Raw genomic sequence first — 18,480 nt, 5'->3', positions numbered from 1 at the left:
GATACCGTCGCATCCATGACGCGGACGAGCCGGATGCTGTTCACCACGGCGATCGTGTGCGGCGTCGCCGCCGCGCCCGCGTCGGCGGAGAAGGTCGTCGCCCTGACGGGGCCGACGACCCTCGCGCAGTTCGACTCGGCGACGCCGACGAAGGTCGCGACACGGGCGATCACCGGCCTGTCCGGCGGGGAGGTCGCACGAGGGATCGACTACCGGCCGGCGACGGGCGAGGTGCTGCTCATGACCGCGAACGGGGGCATCTCCCACACGTACGCGATCGATCCGCGGACGGCCGTCGCGACGCCGATCAACGCCGGGATCCCGCTCACGGGCTGGGGCGACACGACCTCCGACCTCGACGTCAACCCCGTCGCCGACCGCCTGCGCGTCGTCAACACCGGCGGGACGAACGCCCGCTTCGACCCGAACACCGGCGGGTTCATCGCGTCGGACACGACGTTCGGCCCCGCGGGCACGACCGTGGTCGGTGCCGCCTACGACCGCAACACGGCGGACACGACCGTCACCACGCTCTTCGCGATCGACCGCAACGCCGGCGGGCAGCTCGTCACGATCGGCAGCCCGAACGGCACGCCGAACTCACCGAACGGCGGGCAGATCGGACAGGTCGTGGGCCCGCTCGGGTTCGCGCTCGATCCCGCCGCGGCCGCCGCGAGCGGGTTCGACATCTCCGGCTCGACCGGCGTCGCGTACGCCGCGCTGCGTCCGTCCGGCGGCGTCGACGGCTTCTACCGGGTCGACCTGACGACCGGCGCCGCGACGCTCGTGGGCTCGGTCCCCGGCCAGACCATCCGCAGCCTGACGGTGATCCCGTCGACCGCAGGACCCGCCGGCGCGACGGGCGCGACCGGGGCCACGGGGCCGCAGGGCGCCGCAGGGACGCCGGGCGCGACCGGTGCGGCCGGCCCCTCGGGTCCGTCGGGGCCGGCCGGCACCGCGGCGTCGCTGCGCGTCGCGATCGCCCCGGACCGCCTCAGCGGCCGGGCGAAGAAGGCGCTGAAGGTGAAGGTCGTCACGACGGGCCGCGCGAGCGCAGGGCTCGAGGTCCGCAAGGGCTCGAAGGTCGTGGCACGCCTCGCCGCCCGGACCGTCGGGGCGGGCCGCACGACGCTGAGGCTGAAGAAGCTCCCGGCCGCCGGGTCCTACACCGTGCGCCTCGTGGCGAAGGCCGCGGGGGCGAAGACGACCGCGACCGACACGGTGAAGCTGACCGTCCGGCGCTGAGTCCCCGACCCGCATCGGAGCGGAGAACATCGTCCGATGGTGCACGACGGTGGAGCATCCGTCGCTCCACCGGCGCTCAGGCCCCGGCTAGAGTCGCGCCATGCGTGGGTCGTGGTGGTGTCGTGCGGCGCGGCTCCTGGCCGCGTCGGTGGTCCTGTCGGTCCTGGGGCTCGGGGCCCTGGCAACGGGGACGGCCGCCGCCGCACCGCCTCCTCCGCCCGACGACCCGTTCTTCGTCCCGCCGGCGTCGTTCGCCGACGCGACACCCGGGACGGTCCTGCGCACGCGCGACGCCGACCTCAGCGTCCTGGTCGTCCCGCTGACCGGGATCGCGTTCACGGCGAAGCAGGCGCTCTACCGCACCACCGACGCGCAGGGACGGCCGGCGGTGAGCGTCATGACGCTGATCCTGCCGAAGGCCGCACCGCCGGCGGCCGGACGCAGCCTGCTGTCGTACCAGGCGGCAGAGGACAGCCTCGACCCGTCCTGCGCTCCCTCGTACCAGCTGCAGACCGGCGCGACCGGCACGCCGGACCTCGTGACGTCGGTCGTGGCGCTGGTGTCGCAGCTCGGACGTGGCGGCGCGGTCGTCGTCCCCGACCACGAGGGCCCCGACTCGCAGCTGATGGTCCGGGCGACCGAAGGGCACGCGGTCCTCGACGGCATCCGTGCGGCCGAGCAGCTCCCGGGCACCGGGTTGCGCGGACGAGCGACGAAGGTCGCGCTGATGGGGTACTCCGGAGGCGCCCACGCCACCGCGTCCGCGCTGGAGCTCCAGGCCGCCTACGCCCCCGAGCTCGACATCGTCGGCGCGGCGGCCGGCGGCGTACCGACGCTCGACGCCGCGAGCATCCGCGGTCTCGACGGCAGTCTCGGCTCCGGGCTCGTCCTGCCGATCCTCACCGCGCTGGAGCGCGCCTATCCGGAGCTGTCGCTCGACCCGCTCCTGAACGATCACGGCAGGGCGCATCGTCAGCGGACGCGGACCGGGTGCGCGGTGACCGTGTTCTCCGCGCCGTTCGGTCGTCTCGCCGACTTCACCGCCGTGCCCGACGTGCTGGCGGTGCCCCGCGTCGCGCGGATCGTCGACCGCAACGCCCTCGGGGGCGCCGCGCCCGTGGCGCCCACGCTGGTCTACAACGCCATACAGGACGACCTGATCAAGATCGCCCCCGTCGACGTGCTCGTCGACCGCTGGTGCGCCGCGGGGGCGAACGTCACCTACGTCCGGGACCCGCTCGGCATCGAGCACACCGTCGCCGGCGGGGCGTTCATCGTCACGGCGCTCCAATTCCTGGACGCCCGCCTCGACGGCACCCCCGTCCCGTCCGGGTGCACCCGCTCACGGACCGCTCCGTCCGCCCCGGCGACCCCCGCCACCTGCACCAGCCGCCGGCGGATCACGATCCGCCCGCGCGTCCCGCGGCACGCGACGGTCCGCCGGATCCGCGTGTCCGTGGCCGGCGCCCGGCCGCGGACCCTGCAGGGCCGCCGGACCCGCGTCGTCGTCGACCTGCGCGGCCGGGCGGAGGCCCGGGTCCGGGTCGTGCTCCGGGTCGACAGCGTCCGGCGGGGGATGCGCCTCCGGACCGTGGACCGGCGGGTCTACCGCACGTGCGGGCGGAACAGGTGACCGCCTGCGAACGCCTTCGAGCCGACCACGCGTCGCGACGCGTGCGCCGGGGCGGTCACATTCGGTCGGATGCCGACCATCGGTGACCCCTTCGACCCGGACGCACAGGTCGGACGGTCTCATCCGGTCGGATACCGACCACCGGTGACCCCTTCGACCCGGACGCGCAGGTCGGACGGTCACTTCCGGTCGGATACCGACCATCGGTGACCGCTCCGACCGGCCGCCGCCAGCGCACCGCGCGACGGCGGTCCCCGCTCACCCGAACGCCGGGTGTCCCACCGCCAGCGCGAAGAGCTGCGTGCGCTCGGAACCGTCGACGCCCGCCAGGCCGCGCAGGGCCGTCGGCAGGGCGCCGGCGAACACGGTGCCGGTGAGTTGCGTCTCGATCGCGTGCAGCCAGCCGGCGTGGGCGGCGGCGCCCGCCCGGACCAAGCCGAGCCGGTGGCCGTGCGCGCCGTGGCGCTCCTCGGCCGCGCGGAGGCTGCCCATCACGAAGACCAGGGCGGCGGCACCGGCGAACTCGCGCTGGAGGACGAGGTCGTCGTAGCGGCCGACCGGGAGCTCGGCGACGTGGTCGAGGACCAGTCGGTCGGAGGCTGCGGCCGCCCCCGCGGCGCCGGCAGCGAGGTGGCGGCGGGCGTCGTCGGACGTGACGCCCCCGCCGACGTCGCCGGCCGCGGTCGCGTCGCCCGCCCGGACCGCGTAGAGCGCCGGGGCGACGCCCTCGACGCGGAGCGGGGCGACGAGCAGCTCGAGGGCCGAGCCGCCGGGAGCCTCGCCGGGGAACGCGTCGGCGTCCTCGTCGAGGATGCGACGCAGCACGGCCGTGAGGCCCTCCGGCGCGAGCGGCCGGTCGCCGAAGAAGCGCACGGAGGTGCGGCGGTCGAGGACCGAGCGGACCTCGCCGACCGTGGCGGGACCGGGGGCGAACCGGCCGGCGGCGTCGCGGGTGCCCGACCCCTGGGGGCCGGCGTCGTCGCGGACGACCGTGGTGGAGGTGGGGACCTCGGCCGCGTTCGACGTGGCGACGCCCGAGGGCGCACCCGGCAGCGCGACGCGCGTCCCGGTGGTCCGCCACGGCGCCGGCGCGTCGACCGTGCGCGGGGTGCGGCGGAGGTCGTCGACCGTCAGCCGGCTCTGCTGGGCGAGGGCGACCGCGATGCCGTCGGACCCCAGGGCCTCGGACTCGGGGCCGTCGATGATCTCGGTGCTCATGCGGATGCCTCCTGGTGGTGCAGGGCGACGACGGCCGTGACCGGCTCGCCGTCGACGGTGATGCCGAGGGCCTCGCCCAGGGCCTCGTCGTCCCAGCGTGCCAGCGGCCGGGCGACGACGCCGTGCGCGTGCCCGGCGAACCGCAGCTGGGCGAGCGCGGCGCCGGCGTCGAGGTGGACGATCTTGTAGGCGAACGCCCCGTACTTCGAGACGACCCGGCCGACCGCGCCGGTCAGGACGAGCAGCGCCGGCCCCGGGTCCTCCAGGCCGAGCGCGCCGTGCGCGTCGTGGACGGCCAGCGGGGTGCCGCCGGCGCCCGGCAGCGTCACGAGCTCGTGCGCGGCCGGGTCGTAGAAGTACGCGGCGGGCTCGAGGCCGTCGACGTCGCGGGCGACGAGGTAGGCGTTCGGCGAGCCGAGGTTGCCGCCGGTCGGCGCCCAGCGGGCGACCTTGCCCTCCGGCGGCGCGTCCGGGTCGCGGCGCCCGAAGGCGTACTGCAGGACGTGCGCGAGCGGGGTCAGCGGGAGGCTGTCGGACCGGCGATCGTCGGTGGGCCCAGCGGCGGGGCCGGCCGTCGCGCCGGACGCGGTCGCCGCGCCGGAGGGCGAGGTCGCGACCGGGGCCGCGTCGGTCGACGCCGATGCCTCCGGACCCGCCGTCCCGGCCGCGAGCGCGCCACCCGGGGCCCCCGGCGCGACGCGGTCGAGCGGCGAGCGCGCCGCGTCGCGGTAGCGCTTGACGTCGTGCTGCAGCCGCAGGTTCGCGGGCTTGTAGTGGTGCTGGTGGTCCTTCGGGTTCAGGAGCTCGCGCGGCGGGAACGCCACGGCCTCCTCGAACCGCAGCGCCAGCGACGGGGCGCTCGGGACGCGGTCGGTGGCGACCGAGCAGACGGGGCAGCCGGCGCGGCGGGCGACGGGGAGCCACTGCTCGCCGAGGCCGTCGAACGTCAGGCGGCGGACGCCGTTGTGCGGGGCGCTCGTGCCGACGCGGCTGATCCAGCGGACCGCCTGCAGGCCGGCGAGGCCCGTCGCCAGGACGGCGTCGGCGGGCGCGGGCAGACCGGCCGCGTCGTCGTCACGGGACGCGCCGAAGCACGTGAAGCACGGGCTGGCGGGGTGCGTGAAGCACGGCCCGACCTCGACGTGGCCCTCGTCCAGGCCGACGCGCAGCCACGCGACGCCGCGGTCACGGCAGGCGGCGTCGACCGCGGCGAGGTCGGTCGCGCCGCCCGGCACGTCCAGTCCGATCGCGTGGGTCGCGTCGTCGGGCAGCGACTCCCCGGCGGCGAGCACGTCGACCGTGCCGACGCCCGAGTCGAGGAGGTCGCGGCGCAGCGGGCCGGCGACCTCGTCCGGGCCGGCGAGCGCGACGTGCGCGGCGGCCAGGCGGCGCATCGCCTCGGCGCCGCTGCGGTTCACGCGGGTCGAGTCGATCTGGCGGGAGACGAACGCGTAGACGTCCTCGTGGTCCCGGGCGAGGTCCTCGTCGAGGACGCCGTCGTCGAGCAGCCCCGCGGTGTAGAGGAGCGAGACGAGCTGGTGGGCGATCCGCTCGGGGACCTCCAGGTCGCGCGCCAGGGCGGCGACGTCGCGGGTGCCGTCCAGCAGCGGGATCGCCCGCGGGACGAGGGTGCGTGCGGCCTTGCCGTGCAGCGTCTGTCGCGACGGCGCGCCCTCGACGAGCAGGCCGTCGGCATGCGGGATCGCGACGAGGCCGGCGGGCCAGCGCGGGTGCGGCGGCGCGGCGAACTGCGGGTCGGTCGCGACGGCGGCGGCCATGGTGTCGGCCGAGATCCAGTCCTGGGCGGTGCTCATCGGGTCGGCTCCTGGGCGGGGAGGATGGTCGTGAGGTCGCGGGCCAGCCGGTCGACGGACGCGCGGCGCAGGTCCCGCTCGCGGCCGCAGCGGGTGCAGCCGTGGACGGGGACGACGTCGTTCTCGGCGACGCCGCCGTCGAGCACGTCGATCGTGCGGACGGTCGCGACCGGATCGCGCCGCTCGTCCTGCAGACGCGACATCGCGCCGAGGACCCCGGAGACCGCGAGGGTGACCTGCGAGGGCAGGAAGCCGTCGGGGCCCGATCCGGGGTTCGCGGCGTAGTGCTCGCGGACGATGCCGGCGATCTCGGGGCGGCCGTCGTGCTGCGTGCGGCGGTGCTCGAAGCAGCGGTGGCAGGCGCCGTGGCCGGGGTCGACCAGCGGGCCGATCCGCAGGCGCGAGGTCTCCAGCACGACCGGCAGCCACGGGGTGCGCCAGGCGGCGGCCGAGCGGTCGACGAGGTCGAACAGCGCGTCGGTCTCGCGCCACGAGGCGACGACGTGCAGGCGCGCGGTCGGCCAGGTCATCGGGTGGGAGTGCGTTGCTGTCACGGGCGTGACGGCGACGTCGGTGAGGAGGTCCTTGAGGCGGTCGGCGACGGCGGTGCCGAAGCGGCCGACGGTGAGGACGTGGACGGAGGCGGGGCTCATGCGAAGGGCTGGGGGGACGCGTTCAGCAGGGACTCGGGGTGGGCCTCGTGGCCGAAGCGCGGCGGCGCCTCGTAGAGCCGCGGGTGCCCGCGGTACTGGGCCTGACGGGCGAAGGAGAGGGGCATCAGCCCCGGCACGACGGTGCGGACGACGCGGAAGCCGACGGCGTCGGCCTCGTCGGTGGTGAGGTCGACGGCGAAGGCCTCCATGCCCGCGCCCTCGAGGCGACCGAGGACGGCCCGCAGGTCGCCCTCGGGCGTCCCGGTCGCGATGGACGGGAGCTCCGACAGCTTCCGCCGGCCGGTCGACTCCTGCAGGAACGCGAACTCGCCGCGGCGGTCGCGGTGGCCCATCCACGACGCGCCGTGGAAGACGTTCGTGAACTCCTCCGGCGTGTCGGGCATCGGCCGCGGGACCGACAGCGCGATCCGTGCGGAGGCGCCCTCGCGGGAGACCTTGACGACGCCGTCCTGCGGGTCGAGCGTCGTCGACGCCATGACCATCTGCGCGAGGTGGTCGTCGTGCGGGCTGAGCTCGAGGCTGTAGACCGTCGGGATGCCGAGGTCGGTCGTGCCGTCGAAGAGCAGACGGGTCACGCTCGTGTGACGGTCGCGGGCGGCGAAGGCGGCCAGCGCCTCGTCCTCGACGTCGACCTCGATCTGCGGGAGCTGCAGGCGCTGCAGCCACGTCAGGGCGATCGCGTCGCGCTCGACAACCTCGCAGAGCGCGCCGAGCAGCGCGGAGCTGAGGTCGCTGTGCGCCGCGCAGCCGGTGGAGATCGGCAGAGCGAAGCGCTCGCCGCGCGCCCGGGCGGGGATGTGGAGGTAGACGAGGACGGCGGGGATCCAGACCTCGCGCCGGGTCATCAGCGAGACGCCGCGGACCCAGCGCATCGGCGCGTCCTTGTCCATCGGGACGACCGGGCACTGCGGGTCGGCGAGCTCGCGCTCGGAGTGCCGCGGCAGGGTGTCGAGGTCGATCGCCTCGTCGCCCAGCTCGTTCGCCGTGGCCCAGACGAGCTGGTCCTGGTCGAACGTGCAGGAGCTGTAGCGCTCGAGCGCCTCGGCGATCGACACGCAGAGCGCGCGCTCGCCGTCGATGCCGCCGCCGGCGCCGTCGAACTCGCCGCGGGTGGTGCGCCCGCCGGTCGACTCGCGGACGTTCTCGTGGAGCTGCGCGAGGTTACCGAGCTCCGAGGTGTAGATCTCGAAGTCCGGGTCGCCCGGGGCCGTCGGGAGCCGGCGGACCCGGCCGACGAGGCCGTAGGGCGAGGCCAGGCGCTTGAGGCCGAGGAGCGCGTCGGGGGTGCCGGTCGTCGCGGTGACGGGGTCGGGAGCGGTGGTCGTGGGAGTGCTCATGGGGATCTCCTGGTGGTCCTTGGGGCGGTCCTCACGCCTTCTCGCCGTCGTCCCAGCGGAACGTCAGCGCGGTGAGCGCGGTGAAGATGAGCGCGGTGCCGCCCATCACGGCGTAGTCGACGCCGATGGAGTGCAGCGCGGTGCCGCCGACGAGGTCCTGGCGGAGCGCGTCGCCGAGGTAGGTCAGCGGGATCCAGTCGGAGATCGTGCGGACGGCGTCCGGCATCTCCGACAGCGGCACGAAGACGCCGGCGACGATCATCAGCAGCGGGAAGATCGCGCTCAGGAGGCCGGAGGCGACCTCGGGCGAGCGCAGGCGGCCGCCGAGGAAGATGCCGATCGAGAACAGCATCGCCAAGCCGAACAGGCTGCTCAGCAGGAGGCGCGCGACGTCGCCGCCGGCGAGGTAGCCGGTCGCGATCGCGACGACCGCCATCAGGGTGATCTGCACCCCGGCGATGGCCAGGCGCGGCGGCACGATCGACGCCGCGAACGCGCGCTTGGTGACCGGCGTCAGGGACAGCAGCCGCAGCGTGCCGCGGGCCCGGAGCTGCACGAGCGCGGTCGTCGTGCCGATGAACGCGAGCTGCCCGAAGGCGAGGACGAGGACGCCCGGCAGGCCGAAGCGGAAGGTGTCGAAGCTGCCCTGCGTCGTCGTCGAGATGAACGCGTAGAGGCCGATGAAGAGGAACGGGAAGACGAGGAGGAAGAAGAACGTCGTCGGGTCGCGCAGGAGCTCGCGCAGGTTGGTGAGGGAGAGCTGGCGGGTCATCGGGCCCCTCCTTCGGGGTCGGTGTCGGGGCTCTGGAGCGTGCGTCCCGTCAGCGACAGGAACACGTCCTCGAGCGTCGGCTGGTCGATCGAGACGTCGCGGACGCCGCCGAGGTCGTCGGCGCGCATGACGCGGGAGAGCGCGTCGTCGGCGTCGTCGCAGGGGACGCGGACGTCCCATCCGTCATCGGTCCGCGTGGCGACGCCGCCGAGCTCGCGCAGGCGCGCGGTCGACGGCTCCGCGCCGGTGCGGAAGCGGACGGCGCGGTGGCCGCCGGCGTGGTCGCGGACGAGCTCGTCGGGCGTGCCCTGGGCGACGATGCGGCCCTCGTCCAGGAGCGCGAGGCGGTCGGCGAGCGCCGCGGCCTCCTCCATCGAGTGCGTGGTCAGCAGCACGGTGCCGCCGTCACGTCGGTGCGCGCGGACGACGTCCCAGATCTGCCGGCGGGCGTGGGGGTCGAGGCCGGCGGACGGCTCGTCGAGGACCATCATCCGCGGGCGGCCGATGAACGCCAGGCCGAGCAGCAGGCGCTGGCGCTGGCCGCCGGAGAGACGCTTCACGCGCTGGTCGCGGGAGTCCTCGAGGCCGAGCTCGCGGAGCAGCGTCTCGGGATCGCGCGGCGTGTCGTGGAACGACGCGAACAGGCGGAGCGACTCGATCGTCGTCAGCGTCGGGAAGAGGCTCGCCTCCTGCGGCTGCATGCCGACCTGGTCGCGTAGCGCCTTGCGGTCGGCGCGCGGGTCGAGGCCGAGGACCGTCGCGGAGCCGGAGTCGAACGTCCGGATGCCGACGAGGCTCTCGAGCAGCGTCGTCTTGCCGGCGCCGTTGGGCCCGAGGATCGCGAAGACCTCGCCGGGCTCGATCCGGAGCGACACGCCGCGCAGGACGTCGCGCTCGCCGTAGGACTTGCGGGCGTCGCGGACGTCGACGGCGGCGACGCCGTCGGAGCCGGGCGCAGAGGCGATGCCGGCGTGGCCGGCGATGGTCGTCGGGCGCACGGGGGCGTCCGGGTCCGCGGCCGGGTCGGTGGGCGCGTCGCCCGCCGGCGCGGTGGTGTCCCGCGGCGGCGCGTGGGTGATCGCGAAGGCGTTCATCATGCGTGGTCCTCCTGGGCGACACCCGCGAGGACGGCGCCCAGGAGCGCCTCCTCGGTCAGCGTGATGCCGAGCCGGTTGTTCGTCATGTGGACGTGGTGGAAGCAGAGGTGCGGGACGTCCCGCTCGATCCCGGCGGCGCGGGCGTCGGCGAGCATCCGGCCGACGGCCGCGGCGTACGCGTCGAGCGCCCCGGCCGCGCCGTCGTAGCCCGCGCGACGACGGGCGGCGGCGGTCAGCGGGCCGCGGGCCTTGGCGGCGGCGCCGTCGATCCCGCGGCGGAGGGCGGGGTACTGACGCGGGCGCTGCTTGGCCCCGCACCACCAGGCGGCGTAGCCGTCCCAGAAGCGCGCGTGCTCGTCGGCGGGGACCGCGCGCAGGGCGGCCTCCATGAGCGTGAGCGCCAGGGCGGCGCGCTCGCCGGTGCCGAGCGTCTCGCCGTCGAGGGCGAGGACGGCGTCGGACGACGCCTCGAAGAGGTCCTCGGCGATCGCCGTGCCGTCGTGGCCGCCCCACTTGCGCAGCTCGCGCTCGTAGACGCGGTGCTCGACGCCAGCGTGCCGGCCGTCGGGCAGCTCGAGCCCGGGCGGGCTGGGCAGCAGCGGCCGGCGGGCGACGACGTCGGTCGTCTCCTGCGCGCGCCGGACGCCGTCCTGCAGGCGCGGCCAGAGCCGGTGCTGCACGGCGTCGAGGTCGTCGCGATCGCGCGCCCGGACCCGCAGGCGCAGGTGCGGCCCGCGACGGTCGAAGTAGCGGAGGAAGAACCAGCGCTCGGCCTCGGGCGTCGCGCGCAGGAGGTCGGCGGCGTCGCGCACGACGGTGGCGACCCCGGCGTCCATGCGGTCGGGCCCGCCGGGCGAGACGGCGGCGAAGAGCCAGCGGCCGGCGCGACGGTCCGGCTGGGCGACCGGCGACTCGTGGGCGGCGGGGCGGGTCATGCGGTCCTCTCCGGTCACGGCGGTCGACGGGGCGTGGGCGGCGGCGCGGCTCATGCGGCCCGCCCCCAGCGCAGCAGCGCGACGTGCTCGTCGGCGCGGGCGGGTGCGTCGCCCGGCGTCCAGTGCTGGCCGCGGCCGGGCAGCGCCTCGACGAGGCGGGCGGCGAGGACGTCGTCGTCGAAGCCCGCGGCGACCTGGTGCACGGCGTGCGGGCTGTCGAAGCGGATCCAGCGCGGCTTGCGGTGCGACGCGCGACGGACGCCGGCGCCCTGCGGACGCTCGAACGTCACGAACCCCTCGAGCGGCAGGCCGTGCTCGCGCCGGAACCGCTCCAGGCGGATCAGGAGCTCGTCGTCGAACTCGCCGGTCTCGGGCCGCGGCCAGTGGTCGGCGGCGATCCGCCAGTTGGCGCGCCGCAGGACGACGCGGCCGGACGTGCGGCGCGGATCGTGGACGACGGGGGCGACGACGGGCTCGATCCCGCGCCACGGCCGGTCGACCTTGCCGAGCTCGGACACGCAGCCCCAGGGGTCGGCGATGATCAGGAGCAGCCGGACCGGGCCGGTCAGCAGGTGCTGGGGGACGGAGCCGAGGTAGACGGGCGCGATCGCGCGGCCGGTGCGGTCGCGGAAGCCGAGGAGGCCGGTCGCGGCGTCGTGGTGCAGGCGGAGGTCGGCGAGGTCGAGGCCGTCGGTGCGCCCCTCGGTCGTCGGCAGCTCCCCCGGCCAGCGGAGCGTCGGCAGGAGGCCGAGGCCGGTCGACTGCAGGTCGGTCCAGTCGGCGCCGTGGTCGAGCACGTGCGGGGCGGCGTCGGGGAAGAGCGCGTCGATCCAGCCGCGGAGGCCGTGGTCGAGGCCCTCGTCGCCGAGCAGCGGACGGAACCGCGCGAGCGCCGCGCCGGTGCCCGGGCCGTGGTGGTTCAGGACGACGAGGTGCTCGCCGCGCTGCACCGCCCCGGGGTCGTCGGCGACGACCTGGAACGCGACGTTGACGGCCGGCGGCGCGGTGCTCGCGCCGAGGTCGCCGTGGGCGTCGGCCGGGTCGGGGGCGGCGTCGGCCCGCAGCGCGGCGCCGAGGCTCGCGCGGGCCTGCTCGCCGCGACCGGCGGAGACGAGGAACGCGAGGACGTCGTCGCACGTGCCGCCGGCGCCGTGACGGGCGACGAAGTGGTCGGTCAGGTGCTGCAGGACGCGGGTGCGGACGACGTCGGGGCGCAGCGCGGCGCCGATCGTGCGGAGGTCCTCGCGCAGCGCGGCCGGGAGCTCCGGCGCGTCGCCGGCGGTGCGGACGTCCTCGTAGACGACGGCCGCGTCGTCGAGCCACGGCGGCGCGGCGACGTCGAGGCGGCCGAGCGCGTCGCGCGCGCCGGAGCGGGTGCCGTGCAGCGCGGCGGCGCGGCCGGGGCCCTCCTGGTCGGCAACGCCCGCGGCGTGGCGGCGGATGCGGTCGAGGTCGTCGGCGACCTCGTCGGCGAGCGGCGTCCCGTGCGACCGCAGAGCGGCGGAGAGGTGGCGGAGCGGGTCGCCGTCGGCGGCGGGCCACGGCGCGACGGGGCGGACGACGCCGAGACCGACGAGCCGTCGCAGGGCCTCCTCGGGGAACCGGCCCCCGAGGCGCTGCAGCAGCGTGGCGTGGTCGACGCGGCCGAGCCCGTCGACCAGCGCGAGGTCGTCCTCGAGCTCGCGTGCGTCGACGAACGACTCGCCGCGCCAGGCGAACCCGTCGACGACCTCGTGGTCGCCCTCGATCAGCGTGGGCGCGCCGTCGAGGTCGAACGACCCGGCGGTCGGCTCGTACGCGACGGCGCCGGCGGTCTCCCCGTGGCCGGGCAGGGCGAGGAGGACGAGGGTCGCCAGGGCGCGGGCGGGCGCCGCGCGGCGGACGACGGCGGGCGACGACCCGCGGTCGTCGGTCGCGAGCGCGGACGTCGGGGTGGCGACCCGGTCGACGCCGCCATCGGAGCCGAACCCGGCGAGCCCGACCGTCGTGAACGAGCTGAACGGGCTCGTCTTCACCGCGATGCGGGTGAGGTAGCCGACAGCGGTCCGGGCCGAGCGGCCGGCGGGCGAGGCGCCGACGCCCTTGCGGCGCAGGCCGTCGAGGAAGGTCGGGCTGCCGAGCGCGATCCCGCGGGCGACGTCGTCGTCGCGCAGCGTCTCGGTGGCGTGGGCGCGGACCCGGGCGAGCTCGTCGTCGAGCAGGTCCGGCAGCGCGGCCCGGCCGTCGCGGACGGCGTCGGCGGTCGTCACCCAGCGCGTGAGCCGGCCGGCGGCGGTGTCGTCGAGGCGCTCCGCGACCGTGTCGACGGCCTCCGGCGGCTGCTTCGTCGGACGGCCGTTGTGGACGTCGCGCTTCAGGCGCAGCGCCGTGCGGCGCAGGTCGGCGTCGTCCTCGAGCTCCGGGACGAGCGCGTGCAGGGCGTCGGCGACGGAACCGGCCAGCTCGGCCATCTGGTCCTCGGCGGCGACGATCGCGGCGGCCGCGCGGTGCGCGTTCTCGACGACCAGGCCGTCGACCGCCCCGGCCGGCAGGCCGCCGGTCCGGCGCAGGGTGAAGGCGGAGACCTGCGGGAGGTCCTCCGCGGCGACCGGGACCTCGACGGACGCGGGGCGGGCGTCGCCCTCGGCACCGCGCCGAACGTCGCCGCACGCGCCGACGTGGTCGGACGCGGCGGCCCGTGCGGTGGCGTCGGACGCGGCCGCGGGGCGGGCGGCGTCGGTTCTCGGCGTCGTGCGCATCGGAGCGGCGGTCGGGGCGTGCGTCTCGCGGGCGGTCCGCATCACATCGCCGCCAGGATCGCGACGGCGGTCAGGCCGACGAAGAGGACGCCGTAGAGGACCGCGGCGACGACGAACGACACGTACGCGGCGCGGCGCCGGCGGCTCACGGCCTGCAGCGTCGACGGCAGCGGCTGGCGCAGCACGCGGTGCACGACGTAGGAGGTCGCGCGGCCGCGGAAGTTCATCTCGCCGGCCATCGCCTCGATCGCGTGGTACCCGTCGGTCGGGAGGATCAGGTTCAGGTTCGCGGCCAGCAGCGCCAGCTGGAAGAAGAGGACGAGCGTCGCGGTCTCGGCGACGATGCCGCTGGTGGTCAGGACGACGGCCGCGCAGGCGCCGGTCCACAGCAGATCGTTCGCGGGCCCGGCCAGGGCGATCGCGGCGCGGCCCTTGCGGCTGCGCACCCGGTAGGCGTCGGTCCGGTCGACGTACGCGACGGGGATCACGCCGAGCATCAGGCCGATCCCTGCCTCGCGGACCGGCACGCCGCGGCGCTCGCAGGCGAAGGCGTGGGCGAGCTCGTGGGTCGTGATCTGCGCGAGCAGCACGACGATCGCGACGGGGACGAACGCCCCGGCGGCGGAGGGACCGGAGAACAGCGCGAACGCGACGAGCGTGACCGCGAAGGACAGGAGCAGCGGCAGGAGCCCGGCGCGGATCGCCTTCGGCGTCCGCTCGGCGAGGCGGGCGGCCGGCGCGACGACCGCGTGGGTCGACCGGGTCAGCGGCAGGCGCTTCATCAGCGGCCCGCCGGCGCGGCGGGCGAGCTTCTGCGCCCCGCGTTCCTCGGCCGGCGCGACGTTCAGGACGTTCGCCTGCCGGAGCTCGGCGAGGAACGGCGGGATCGACGGCGACAAGCGCTCGCCGGCCGGCCCCATCTTCTCGACCGCCGCCTGGATCTGGCGCCCGGTGCGGCGACCGTCGAGGAGCTTCACGAGCTGCGCGCCGGAGCGGCTGAGCCGCGTGTAGCGCCCCTCGTCGGTGCTGAAGAGCAGCTGCTGGTCGTCGGCGCCCTGGATCTTCTCGACCTCGGGCCGGAGGGCGAGGCGCTCGCCGTCGAGCCAGGTCTCGTCGACGGGGGCGGCGGGCGTCGCGGCGTCCGTGGCGGTGTCGGGGACCGGCGAGGCGCCCGGGTCGACCGGACGACCGTCGGCGGAGCCGGGGGCCTCGGCGGTGGAGGGGGCGGGCTCCGGTGCGGAGCGTTCGGTCGTGCTCACGGGACGGACCCTGCTCCGTCGCGGCCCCGCCGGCAACGGAGTTCCCCCGCCTGAGGGACGCCCCGGGCATCGATCCGTCGAGGTTCACCCGGATGAGGGACACGACGGCCCGCCCCCGGACGTACGAGGGGCCCCGCCGGTCGAACCGGCGGGGCCCCTCGTGCGCGGGTGCGGGGTGCTCAGCTGGCGGAGCTGGCGGACGCCGCGGAGCTGACCGAGGCGGCCGGGCACGAGGCGGAGGCCGCCGTGCCGAAGCAGCCGAGGGTGGCCAGCAGGTTGACGTCGGGGAGCTCCTCGACGACGAGGGCGTCGTAGCCGACGTCCTCGACGAACAGGTCGAGCTCGTCGTGGGCGCCGTCGATGTGGGCGTCGGCGTCGTGGTCGTGCGTGTGGGGCATGGTGGTCTCCTGGGGGATCAGGCGCAGGACGCCGAGCCGGCGGTCGCAGCGGTGGAGGCGGGGCAGGACGCGGACCCGAAGGTCGCGACGGAGCCCCAGGTGCCGAGCAGGCTCGCGGTGGGCAGGCCCTCGACCTCGAGGGGGTCGCCGGTCAGGGTCTCGAACGAGAGGTCGAGGTCCAGGTCGGCGTCGAGGCGGTCGTGGCGGTCGTCGCCGCCGAAGGCGTTCGTCGTCTTCATGCGGCTCACCCGGCGGAGGACGCGGTGGTCAGCGAGCTGGCGGACGTCGCCGGGCACGAGGCGCTCGACGCGGAGCCGGCCGAGGAGAACGTCGAGGCCATCGACATCGTGTCGGGCAGCTCGGCGGCGGTCGGGTCGTCCTGCGCGAGCTCCTCGACGTGGAGGTCGAGGACGTCGTCGAGCGGGGTGATCTGGTGCTGGTTCTGGTTCACGGGAGATGCTCCTGTGGGTTCTAGGGGGGTTCCAGGTCCTGCGGGAACGACCCCACCACCGCCGCGCCGCCGTGTCGCCCGGACTCACCCGCACGGGGCACGACGTTCCCTCATGCGGGGCAACGGGACGTCGGCGCCTGATGCAGACGGGTGCCGAGGGCGCCCCCCGCGGGGCCGCCGCGACTCCGACGTGGTTGAACGAACTGGAAGAACTGGAGGAGGACGACGCCGTCCCGTCCGAGGTTGTGACTTTGATCGCTAGTTGGCGGTGATCTCGCGGCGTTAGATGGCGCGGTCAGTTGGTCCCGATGACGAGCGTCTCCCGTGCGGCCTCGACGACTTCGCTCGTGACGGTCGAGAGCTGGTTGATCTCGATGAGTCGTCGTATCTGCGCGAAGAGACGATGGACCAGCCGGAAGGAAGTGGAACACCTCGATCCGTCGACGGTGCGACTGGGTGTCGCTGCGCGTCGGCTGCCGATCTGGTGCGGCCGTCGTGCTCCAGCCCGACGGCCGCTCCTGCGATTAACGCCCTGGGTGATCGCGGCCTTCGCGACGTGCCCACGTCGTTGCGCAGGCCGTGGAGCAGAACGCTGGGGAGTCGGGCACGTCGGGGGCCCGCACGGCCCGCGCGGGGTCGACGACGACCCAGCACACCGGATCGATGTCGAGGTGCCCGGCGGCGACGTTGTCGGTGACGCGGTGGGCGCGGTACAGCGCCGTCGGTGTCCCGTGCTGATGGAGTGGATGTTCGCCGAGGCCGACGAAGTCGACCTGGCCGCGGTCGGTTGCCTGGCGTGTTGAGGCGGTGACGAGGACTTGGCCGGGGGCTGCGTGCTCGGCGAGCCGTCCGGCGAGCTCGACTACCGGTCCGCCCCAAAGCTCCCCGTCGCGGACCGCGCTCCCGGTGTCGACACCGACGCATGCCCCGGACGGGCCGCTTTCGGCGAGGGACCAAAGGACGCTGAGGCTGAGGGTGACCGCGTCGGTCGCCCTCCCGGTGCGGAGGATCACGGCGTCGGCGATCGTCGCGAGGTGCTCGCCTTCGTAGATCGTCATGGCGTTCCGCAGCCGCGACTCGAGGCCGGGGATCTGCGGGCGTGGAGCGTTCGCGAACACGAACGTGTGCTGGGTCACCGAAAAAGATGCGTCGGTGCGTCCCGGTCGACCCTTGGTCGGCCGGGACGCACGGCGAGGCTCAAGCAGTGGGCACACCGCCGGCCGGGGATGCGGCGCCGTACCACTGCTTGCGCCAGGAGTTCATCTGCCCGATCTCCTTGGTCTGCGCGGCGATGATCGCGGTGGCGATCTTCCTCAGCTCCGGGTCCTTGCCCTTGGCGAGCTCGGCGCGGGCCATCAGGATCGCTCCCTGGTGGTGGGGGATCATCATGTCGATGAACGCCCGGTCAAACGGGTCGGCTTTCGCCAGCGAGGTCATGTCCATCGACATGCCCATCTGGTCCATCGGGATCCCGAGCGTCTTCGCAGCGGAGCTCATGCCGGTGTCGCCGTGCATGCTGTGGTCCATCCCGCCGTCGCTATGGGACGGCATCTCGGTGACCTTCGCGCCCAGCCGCTTCGCCGCGGCTTGCATCTGGGTGATCTCGGTGGTCTGGCTGGCGATGATGGCCTTGCCCAGCGTCTTGATCTGCGGGTGCTGGCCGCGGGCGGGGGCGTAGCCAGCCATCTCGACCGCCATCTGGTGGTGCGGGATCATCTGCGACACGAACGCCTTGTCGACCTCCGCGGCCGACGCCGTCGTGGTCGCCGCGTTCGCCGACGTCGACGTGGTCGTGTCGTTGTCGCTGCTGGAGCCGCAGCCGGTCGCGGCCAGGGCGGTGATGGCCGTGGCGCTCAGCAGCGCCACGGTCCGGGTGGGAAGCGTGTACATCGGAGGTCCTTCTCGGTCGGATCGTCATGAAGCACGCCGCCCGTGGGCGGGCGCGCGGCAGGTGCTCCGGCAGCCACAGGGGTTGCCGGTGCGGACGATCAACGCCGAAGGACCTCGTACCGCAGATACAGCGGGCTGGACCGGGCCCGCGGAACAGGGCCCGTCGGCACCAGACGGGCGATGAGCGGCACCAGTGCGCGCACCGGGCGCGGCACCTTGCGGCGCCGCCGGACGACGGTGGCGACCAGGCCGACGATCGCGATCGTCGCGGCGATCGTGCCAACGCACATCGCCGCGGCGGCCATCCCATGATCGCCGTGCATCCCGTCCATCGCGCCCATCGCGTGCGGCGCACCGTGGTGCACGACGACGGAGCCGGCGAGGACCAGCACGGCCAGGAGCGCTGCGAGGCGCTGGTTGGTCCGCGCCAGACGCGCGCGGATGACCATCGGGCCCATCCAGAAGTTGTACCCACCGCACCTAAACACCGCCCACGCATCTTCCTCGTATACCCCCTGGGGGTATATACTCCGGCTATGGACCACGCGATGCACCACGACCACGAGGACGGCTCGTCCCTGACGAGGACTGCGATCAGCGCGACGTTGCACTGCCTGACGGGCTGCGCGATCGGCGAGGTTCTCGGCATGGCCCTGGCCACCGCGCTGGGGTGGGGCAACACCGCGTCGATCGCCGCGTCGGTCACGCTGGCGTTCGTCTTCGGCTACGCCCTGACGTCGATCCCGCTCTTCAAGGCCGGCCTCTCGCTGCGACAGGTGGCCGGGCTCGCGCTGGCGGCCGACACGTTCTCGATCGCCACGATGGAGCTTCTGGACTCGCTGACGATCCTGATCGTTCCCGGCGCAATGGACGCGGGCCTCGATGACGTCCTCTTCTGGGGGTCGATGGCCGGAGCGTTGTTCATCGCGTTCTGGGCCGCGGTCCCGGTCAACCGGTGGCTGATCAGCCGCGGCAAGGGCCACGCTGTCGTCCACGCCTACCACTGACCTATATTCATC

At 75.0% G+C, this 18,480-nt stretch carries 18 protein-coding genes and 1 pseudogene; 3 read left to right on the top strand and 16 right to left on the bottom strand.

Annotated features, from left to right (window positions below; genetic code table 11):
* Window positions 1–15: 15 nt before the first annotated feature.
* The gene (locus tag PATMI_RS0106625) at window positions 16–1,245 is read left to right on the top strand and encodes a DUF4394 domain-containing protein (RefSeq protein ID WP_026910302.1); all 1,230 of its coding nucleotides are present in this window, start codon (window positions 16–18) and stop codon (window positions 1,243–1,245) included.
* A gap of 100 nt (window positions 1,246–1,345) precedes the next feature.
* Window positions 1,346–2,878: a lipase family protein gene (locus PATMI_RS28020; RefSeq protein ID WP_051471147.1), complete on the top strand. Its 1,533-nt coding sequence runs from the start codon at window positions 1,346–1,348 to the stop codon at window positions 2,876–2,878.
* A gap of 258 nt (window positions 2,879–3,136) precedes the next feature.
* On the opposite strand, the gene PATMI_RS34035 is transcribed toward PATMI_RS28020, so the two are convergent.
* The 16 genes and pseudogenes from PATMI_RS34035 to PATMI_RS0106540 all read right to left on the bottom strand — a co-directional run bounded on the left by PATMI_RS34035 (window position 3,137) and on the right by PATMI_RS0106540 (window position 17,919).
* Complete coding sequence (locus PATMI_RS34035; protein WP_051471146.1) at window positions 3,137–4,096, bottom strand: nitroreductase family protein; 960 nt, start codon at window positions 4,094–4,096, stop codon at window positions 3,137–3,139.
* Complete coding sequence (locus tag PATMI_RS0106610) at window positions 4,093–5,910, bottom strand: nitroreductase family protein (protein WP_026910301.1); 1,818 nt, start codon at window positions 5,908–5,910, stop codon at window positions 4,093–4,095. Before PATMI_RS0106610 ends, PATMI_RS34035 begins: the two co-directional genes overlap by 4 nt.
* Window positions 5,907–6,563: a TOMM precursor leader peptide-binding protein gene (locus PATMI_RS0106605; RefSeq protein ID WP_026910300.1), complete on the bottom strand. Its 657-nt coding sequence runs from the start codon at window positions 6,561–6,563 to the stop codon at window positions 5,907–5,909. Before PATMI_RS0106605 ends, PATMI_RS0106610 begins: the two co-directional genes overlap by 4 nt.
* Window positions 6,560–7,921, bottom strand: a complete 1,362-nt coding sequence (locus PATMI_RS0106600) for a YcaO-like family protein (protein WP_051471145.1) — start codon at window positions 7,919–7,921, stop codon at window positions 6,560–6,562. The genes PATMI_RS0106605 and PATMI_RS0106600 overlap by 4 nt, the downstream gene beginning before the upstream one ends.
* A 31-nt stretch (window positions 7,922–7,952) precedes the next feature.
* A complete protein-coding gene (locus PATMI_RS0106595) occupies window positions 7,953–8,693 on the bottom strand; it encodes an ABC transporter permease (protein ID WP_026910298.1) in 741 nt (246 codons plus the stop codon).
* Window positions 8,690–9,790, bottom strand: a complete 1,101-nt coding sequence (locus PATMI_RS28010) for an ABC transporter ATP-binding protein (RefSeq protein WP_084269739.1) — start codon at window positions 9,788–9,790, stop codon at window positions 8,690–8,692. The genes PATMI_RS0106595 and PATMI_RS28010 overlap by 4 nt, the downstream gene beginning before the upstream one ends.
* Window positions 9,787–10,725 carry a thiopeptide-type bacteriocin biosynthesis protein gene (locus PATMI_RS0106585; protein WP_211241706.1) on the bottom strand — a complete coding sequence of 313 codons (939 nt, stop codon included), beginning with the start codon at window positions 10,723–10,725 and terminating at the stop codon, window positions 9,787–9,789. The genes PATMI_RS28010 and PATMI_RS0106585 overlap by 4 nt, the downstream gene beginning before the upstream one ends.
* 50 nt (window positions 10,726–10,775) lie before the next feature.
* Window positions 10,776–13,463: a lantibiotic dehydratase gene (locus tag PATMI_RS0106580; protein WP_157260647.1), complete on the bottom strand. Its 2,688-nt coding sequence runs from the start codon at window positions 13,461–13,463 to the stop codon at window positions 10,776–10,778.
* A 41-nt stretch (window positions 13,464–13,504) separates the two neighbouring features.
* Complete coding sequence (locus PATMI_RS28005) at window positions 13,505–14,722, bottom strand: M50 family metallopeptidase (protein WP_051471143.1); 1,218 nt, start codon at window positions 14,720–14,722, stop codon at window positions 13,505–13,507.
* Between the two features lie 179 nt (window positions 14,723–14,901).
* Window positions 14,902–15,120: a thiocillin family RiPP gene (locus PATMI_RS0106570; protein ID WP_036725372.1), complete on the bottom strand. Its 219-nt coding sequence runs from the start codon at window positions 15,118–15,120 to the stop codon at window positions 14,902–14,904.
* Between the two features lie 17 nt (window positions 15,121–15,137).
* Window positions 15,138–15,359 carry a thiocillin family RiPP gene (locus PATMI_RS28000; protein WP_036725369.1) on the bottom strand — a complete coding sequence of 74 codons (222 nt, stop codon included), beginning with the start codon at window positions 15,357–15,359 and terminating at the stop codon, window positions 15,138–15,140.
* Between the two features lie 5 nt (window positions 15,360–15,364).
* Complete coding sequence (locus tag PATMI_RS0106560; protein ID WP_211241705.1) at window positions 15,365–15,571, bottom strand: thiocillin family RiPP; 207 nt, start codon at window positions 15,569–15,571, stop codon at window positions 15,365–15,367.
* Window positions 15,572–15,866: 295 nt separating this feature from the next.
* A pseudogene (locus PATMI_RS38155) lies at window positions 15,867–15,992 on the bottom strand (AAA family ATPase); the annotation flags it as partial.
* 103 nt (window positions 15,993–16,095) lie between these two features.
* On the bottom strand, window positions 16,096–16,707 hold the full coding sequence (locus tag PATMI_RS0106550) for a nucleotidyl cyclase domain-containing protein (protein WP_026910293.1): 612 nt from the start codon (window positions 16,705–16,707) through the stop codon (window positions 16,096–16,098).
* Between the two features lie 61 nt (window positions 16,708–16,768).
* A complete protein-coding gene (locus PATMI_RS27995; RefSeq protein WP_051471142.1) occupies window positions 16,769–17,461 on the bottom strand; it encodes a DUF305 domain-containing protein in 693 nt (230 codons plus the stop codon).
* Between the two features lie 98 nt (window positions 17,462–17,559).
* On the bottom strand, window positions 17,560–17,919 hold the full coding sequence (locus PATMI_RS0106540; RefSeq protein ID WP_026910292.1) for a hypothetical protein: 360 nt from the start codon (window positions 17,917–17,919) through the stop codon (window positions 17,560–17,562).
* A 78-nt stretch (window positions 17,920–17,997) separates the two neighbouring features.
* Between PATMI_RS0106540 and PATMI_RS0106535 the strand changes: the two genes are divergently transcribed.
* Window positions 17,998–18,468 (top strand): DUF4396 domain-containing protein, encoded by a 471-nt coding sequence (locus tag PATMI_RS0106535; protein WP_026910291.1) that lies wholly within the window; start codon window positions 17,998–18,000, stop codon window positions 18,466–18,468.
* Window positions 18,469–18,480: the final 12 nt, after the last annotated feature.

This window comes from Patulibacter minatonensis DSM 18081, from assembly GCF_000519325.1.
In the GTDB taxonomy this organism is placed as follows: domain Bacteria; phylum Actinomycetota; class Thermoleophilia; order Solirubrobacterales; family Solirubrobacteraceae; genus Patulibacter; species Patulibacter minatonensis.
This window is presented reverse-complemented; position numbering and strand designations above follow the sequence as displayed.

What these genes read in the sequence shown, in the direction of transcription:
- PATMI_RS0106625 (WP_026910302.1), top strand. Translation starts at nt 16, where the DNA reads ATGACGCGGACGAGCCGGATGCTGTTCACCACGGCGATCGTGTGCGGC.
- PATMI_RS28020 (WP_051471147.1), top strand. Translation starts at nt 1,346, where the DNA reads ATGCGTGGGTCGTGGTGGTGTCGTGCGGCGCGGCTCCTGGCCGCGTCG.
- PATMI_RS34035 (WP_051471146.1), bottom strand. Translation starts at nt 4,096, where the DNA reads ATGAGCACCGAGATCATCGACGGCCCCGAGTCCGAGGCCCTGGGGTCC.
- PATMI_RS0106610 (WP_026910301.1), bottom strand. Translation starts at nt 5,910, where the DNA reads ATGAGCACCGCCCAGGACTGGATCTCGGCCGACACCATGGCCGCCGCC.
- PATMI_RS0106605 (WP_026910300.1), bottom strand. Translation starts at nt 6,563, where the DNA reads ATGAGCCCCGCCTCCGTCCACGTCCTCACCGTCGGCCGCTTCGGCACC.
- PATMI_RS0106600 (WP_051471145.1), bottom strand. Translation starts at nt 7,921, where the DNA reads ATGAGCACTCCCACGACCACCGCTCCCGACCCCGTCACCGCGACGACC.
- PATMI_RS0106595 (WP_026910298.1), bottom strand. Translation starts at nt 8,693, where the DNA reads ATGACCCGCCAGCTCTCCCTCACCAACCTGCGCGAGCTCCTGCGCGAC.
- PATMI_RS28010 (WP_084269739.1), bottom strand. Translation starts at nt 9,790, where the DNA reads ATGATGAACGCCTTCGCGATCACCCACGCGCCGCCGCGGGACACCACC.
- PATMI_RS0106585 (WP_211241706.1), bottom strand. Translation starts at nt 10,725, where the DNA reads ATGACCCGCCCCGCCGCCCACGAGTCGCCGGTCGCCCAGCCGGACCGT.
- PATMI_RS0106580 (WP_157260647.1), bottom strand. Translation starts at nt 13,463, where the DNA reads ATGCGCACGACGCCGAGAACCGACGCCGCCCGCCCCGCGGCCGCGTCC.
- PATMI_RS0106570 (WP_036725372.1), bottom strand. Translation starts at nt 15,120, where the DNA reads ATGCCCCACACGCACGACCACGACGCCGACGCCCACATCGACGGCGCC.
- PATMI_RS28000 (WP_036725369.1), bottom strand. Translation starts at nt 15,359, where the DNA reads ATGAAGACGACGAACGCCTTCGGCGGCGACGACCGCCACGACCGCCTC.
- PATMI_RS27995 (WP_051471142.1), bottom strand. Translation starts at nt 17,461, where the DNA reads ATGTACACGCTTCCCACCCGGACCGTGGCGCTGCTGAGCGCCACGGCC.
- PATMI_RS0106540 (WP_026910292.1), bottom strand. Translation starts at nt 17,919, where the DNA reads ATGGGCCCGATGGTCATCCGCGCGCGTCTGGCGCGGACCAACCAGCGC.
- PATMI_RS0106535 (WP_026910291.1), top strand. Translation starts at nt 17,998, where the DNA reads ATGGACCACGCGATGCACCACGACCACGAGGACGGCTCGTCCCTGACG.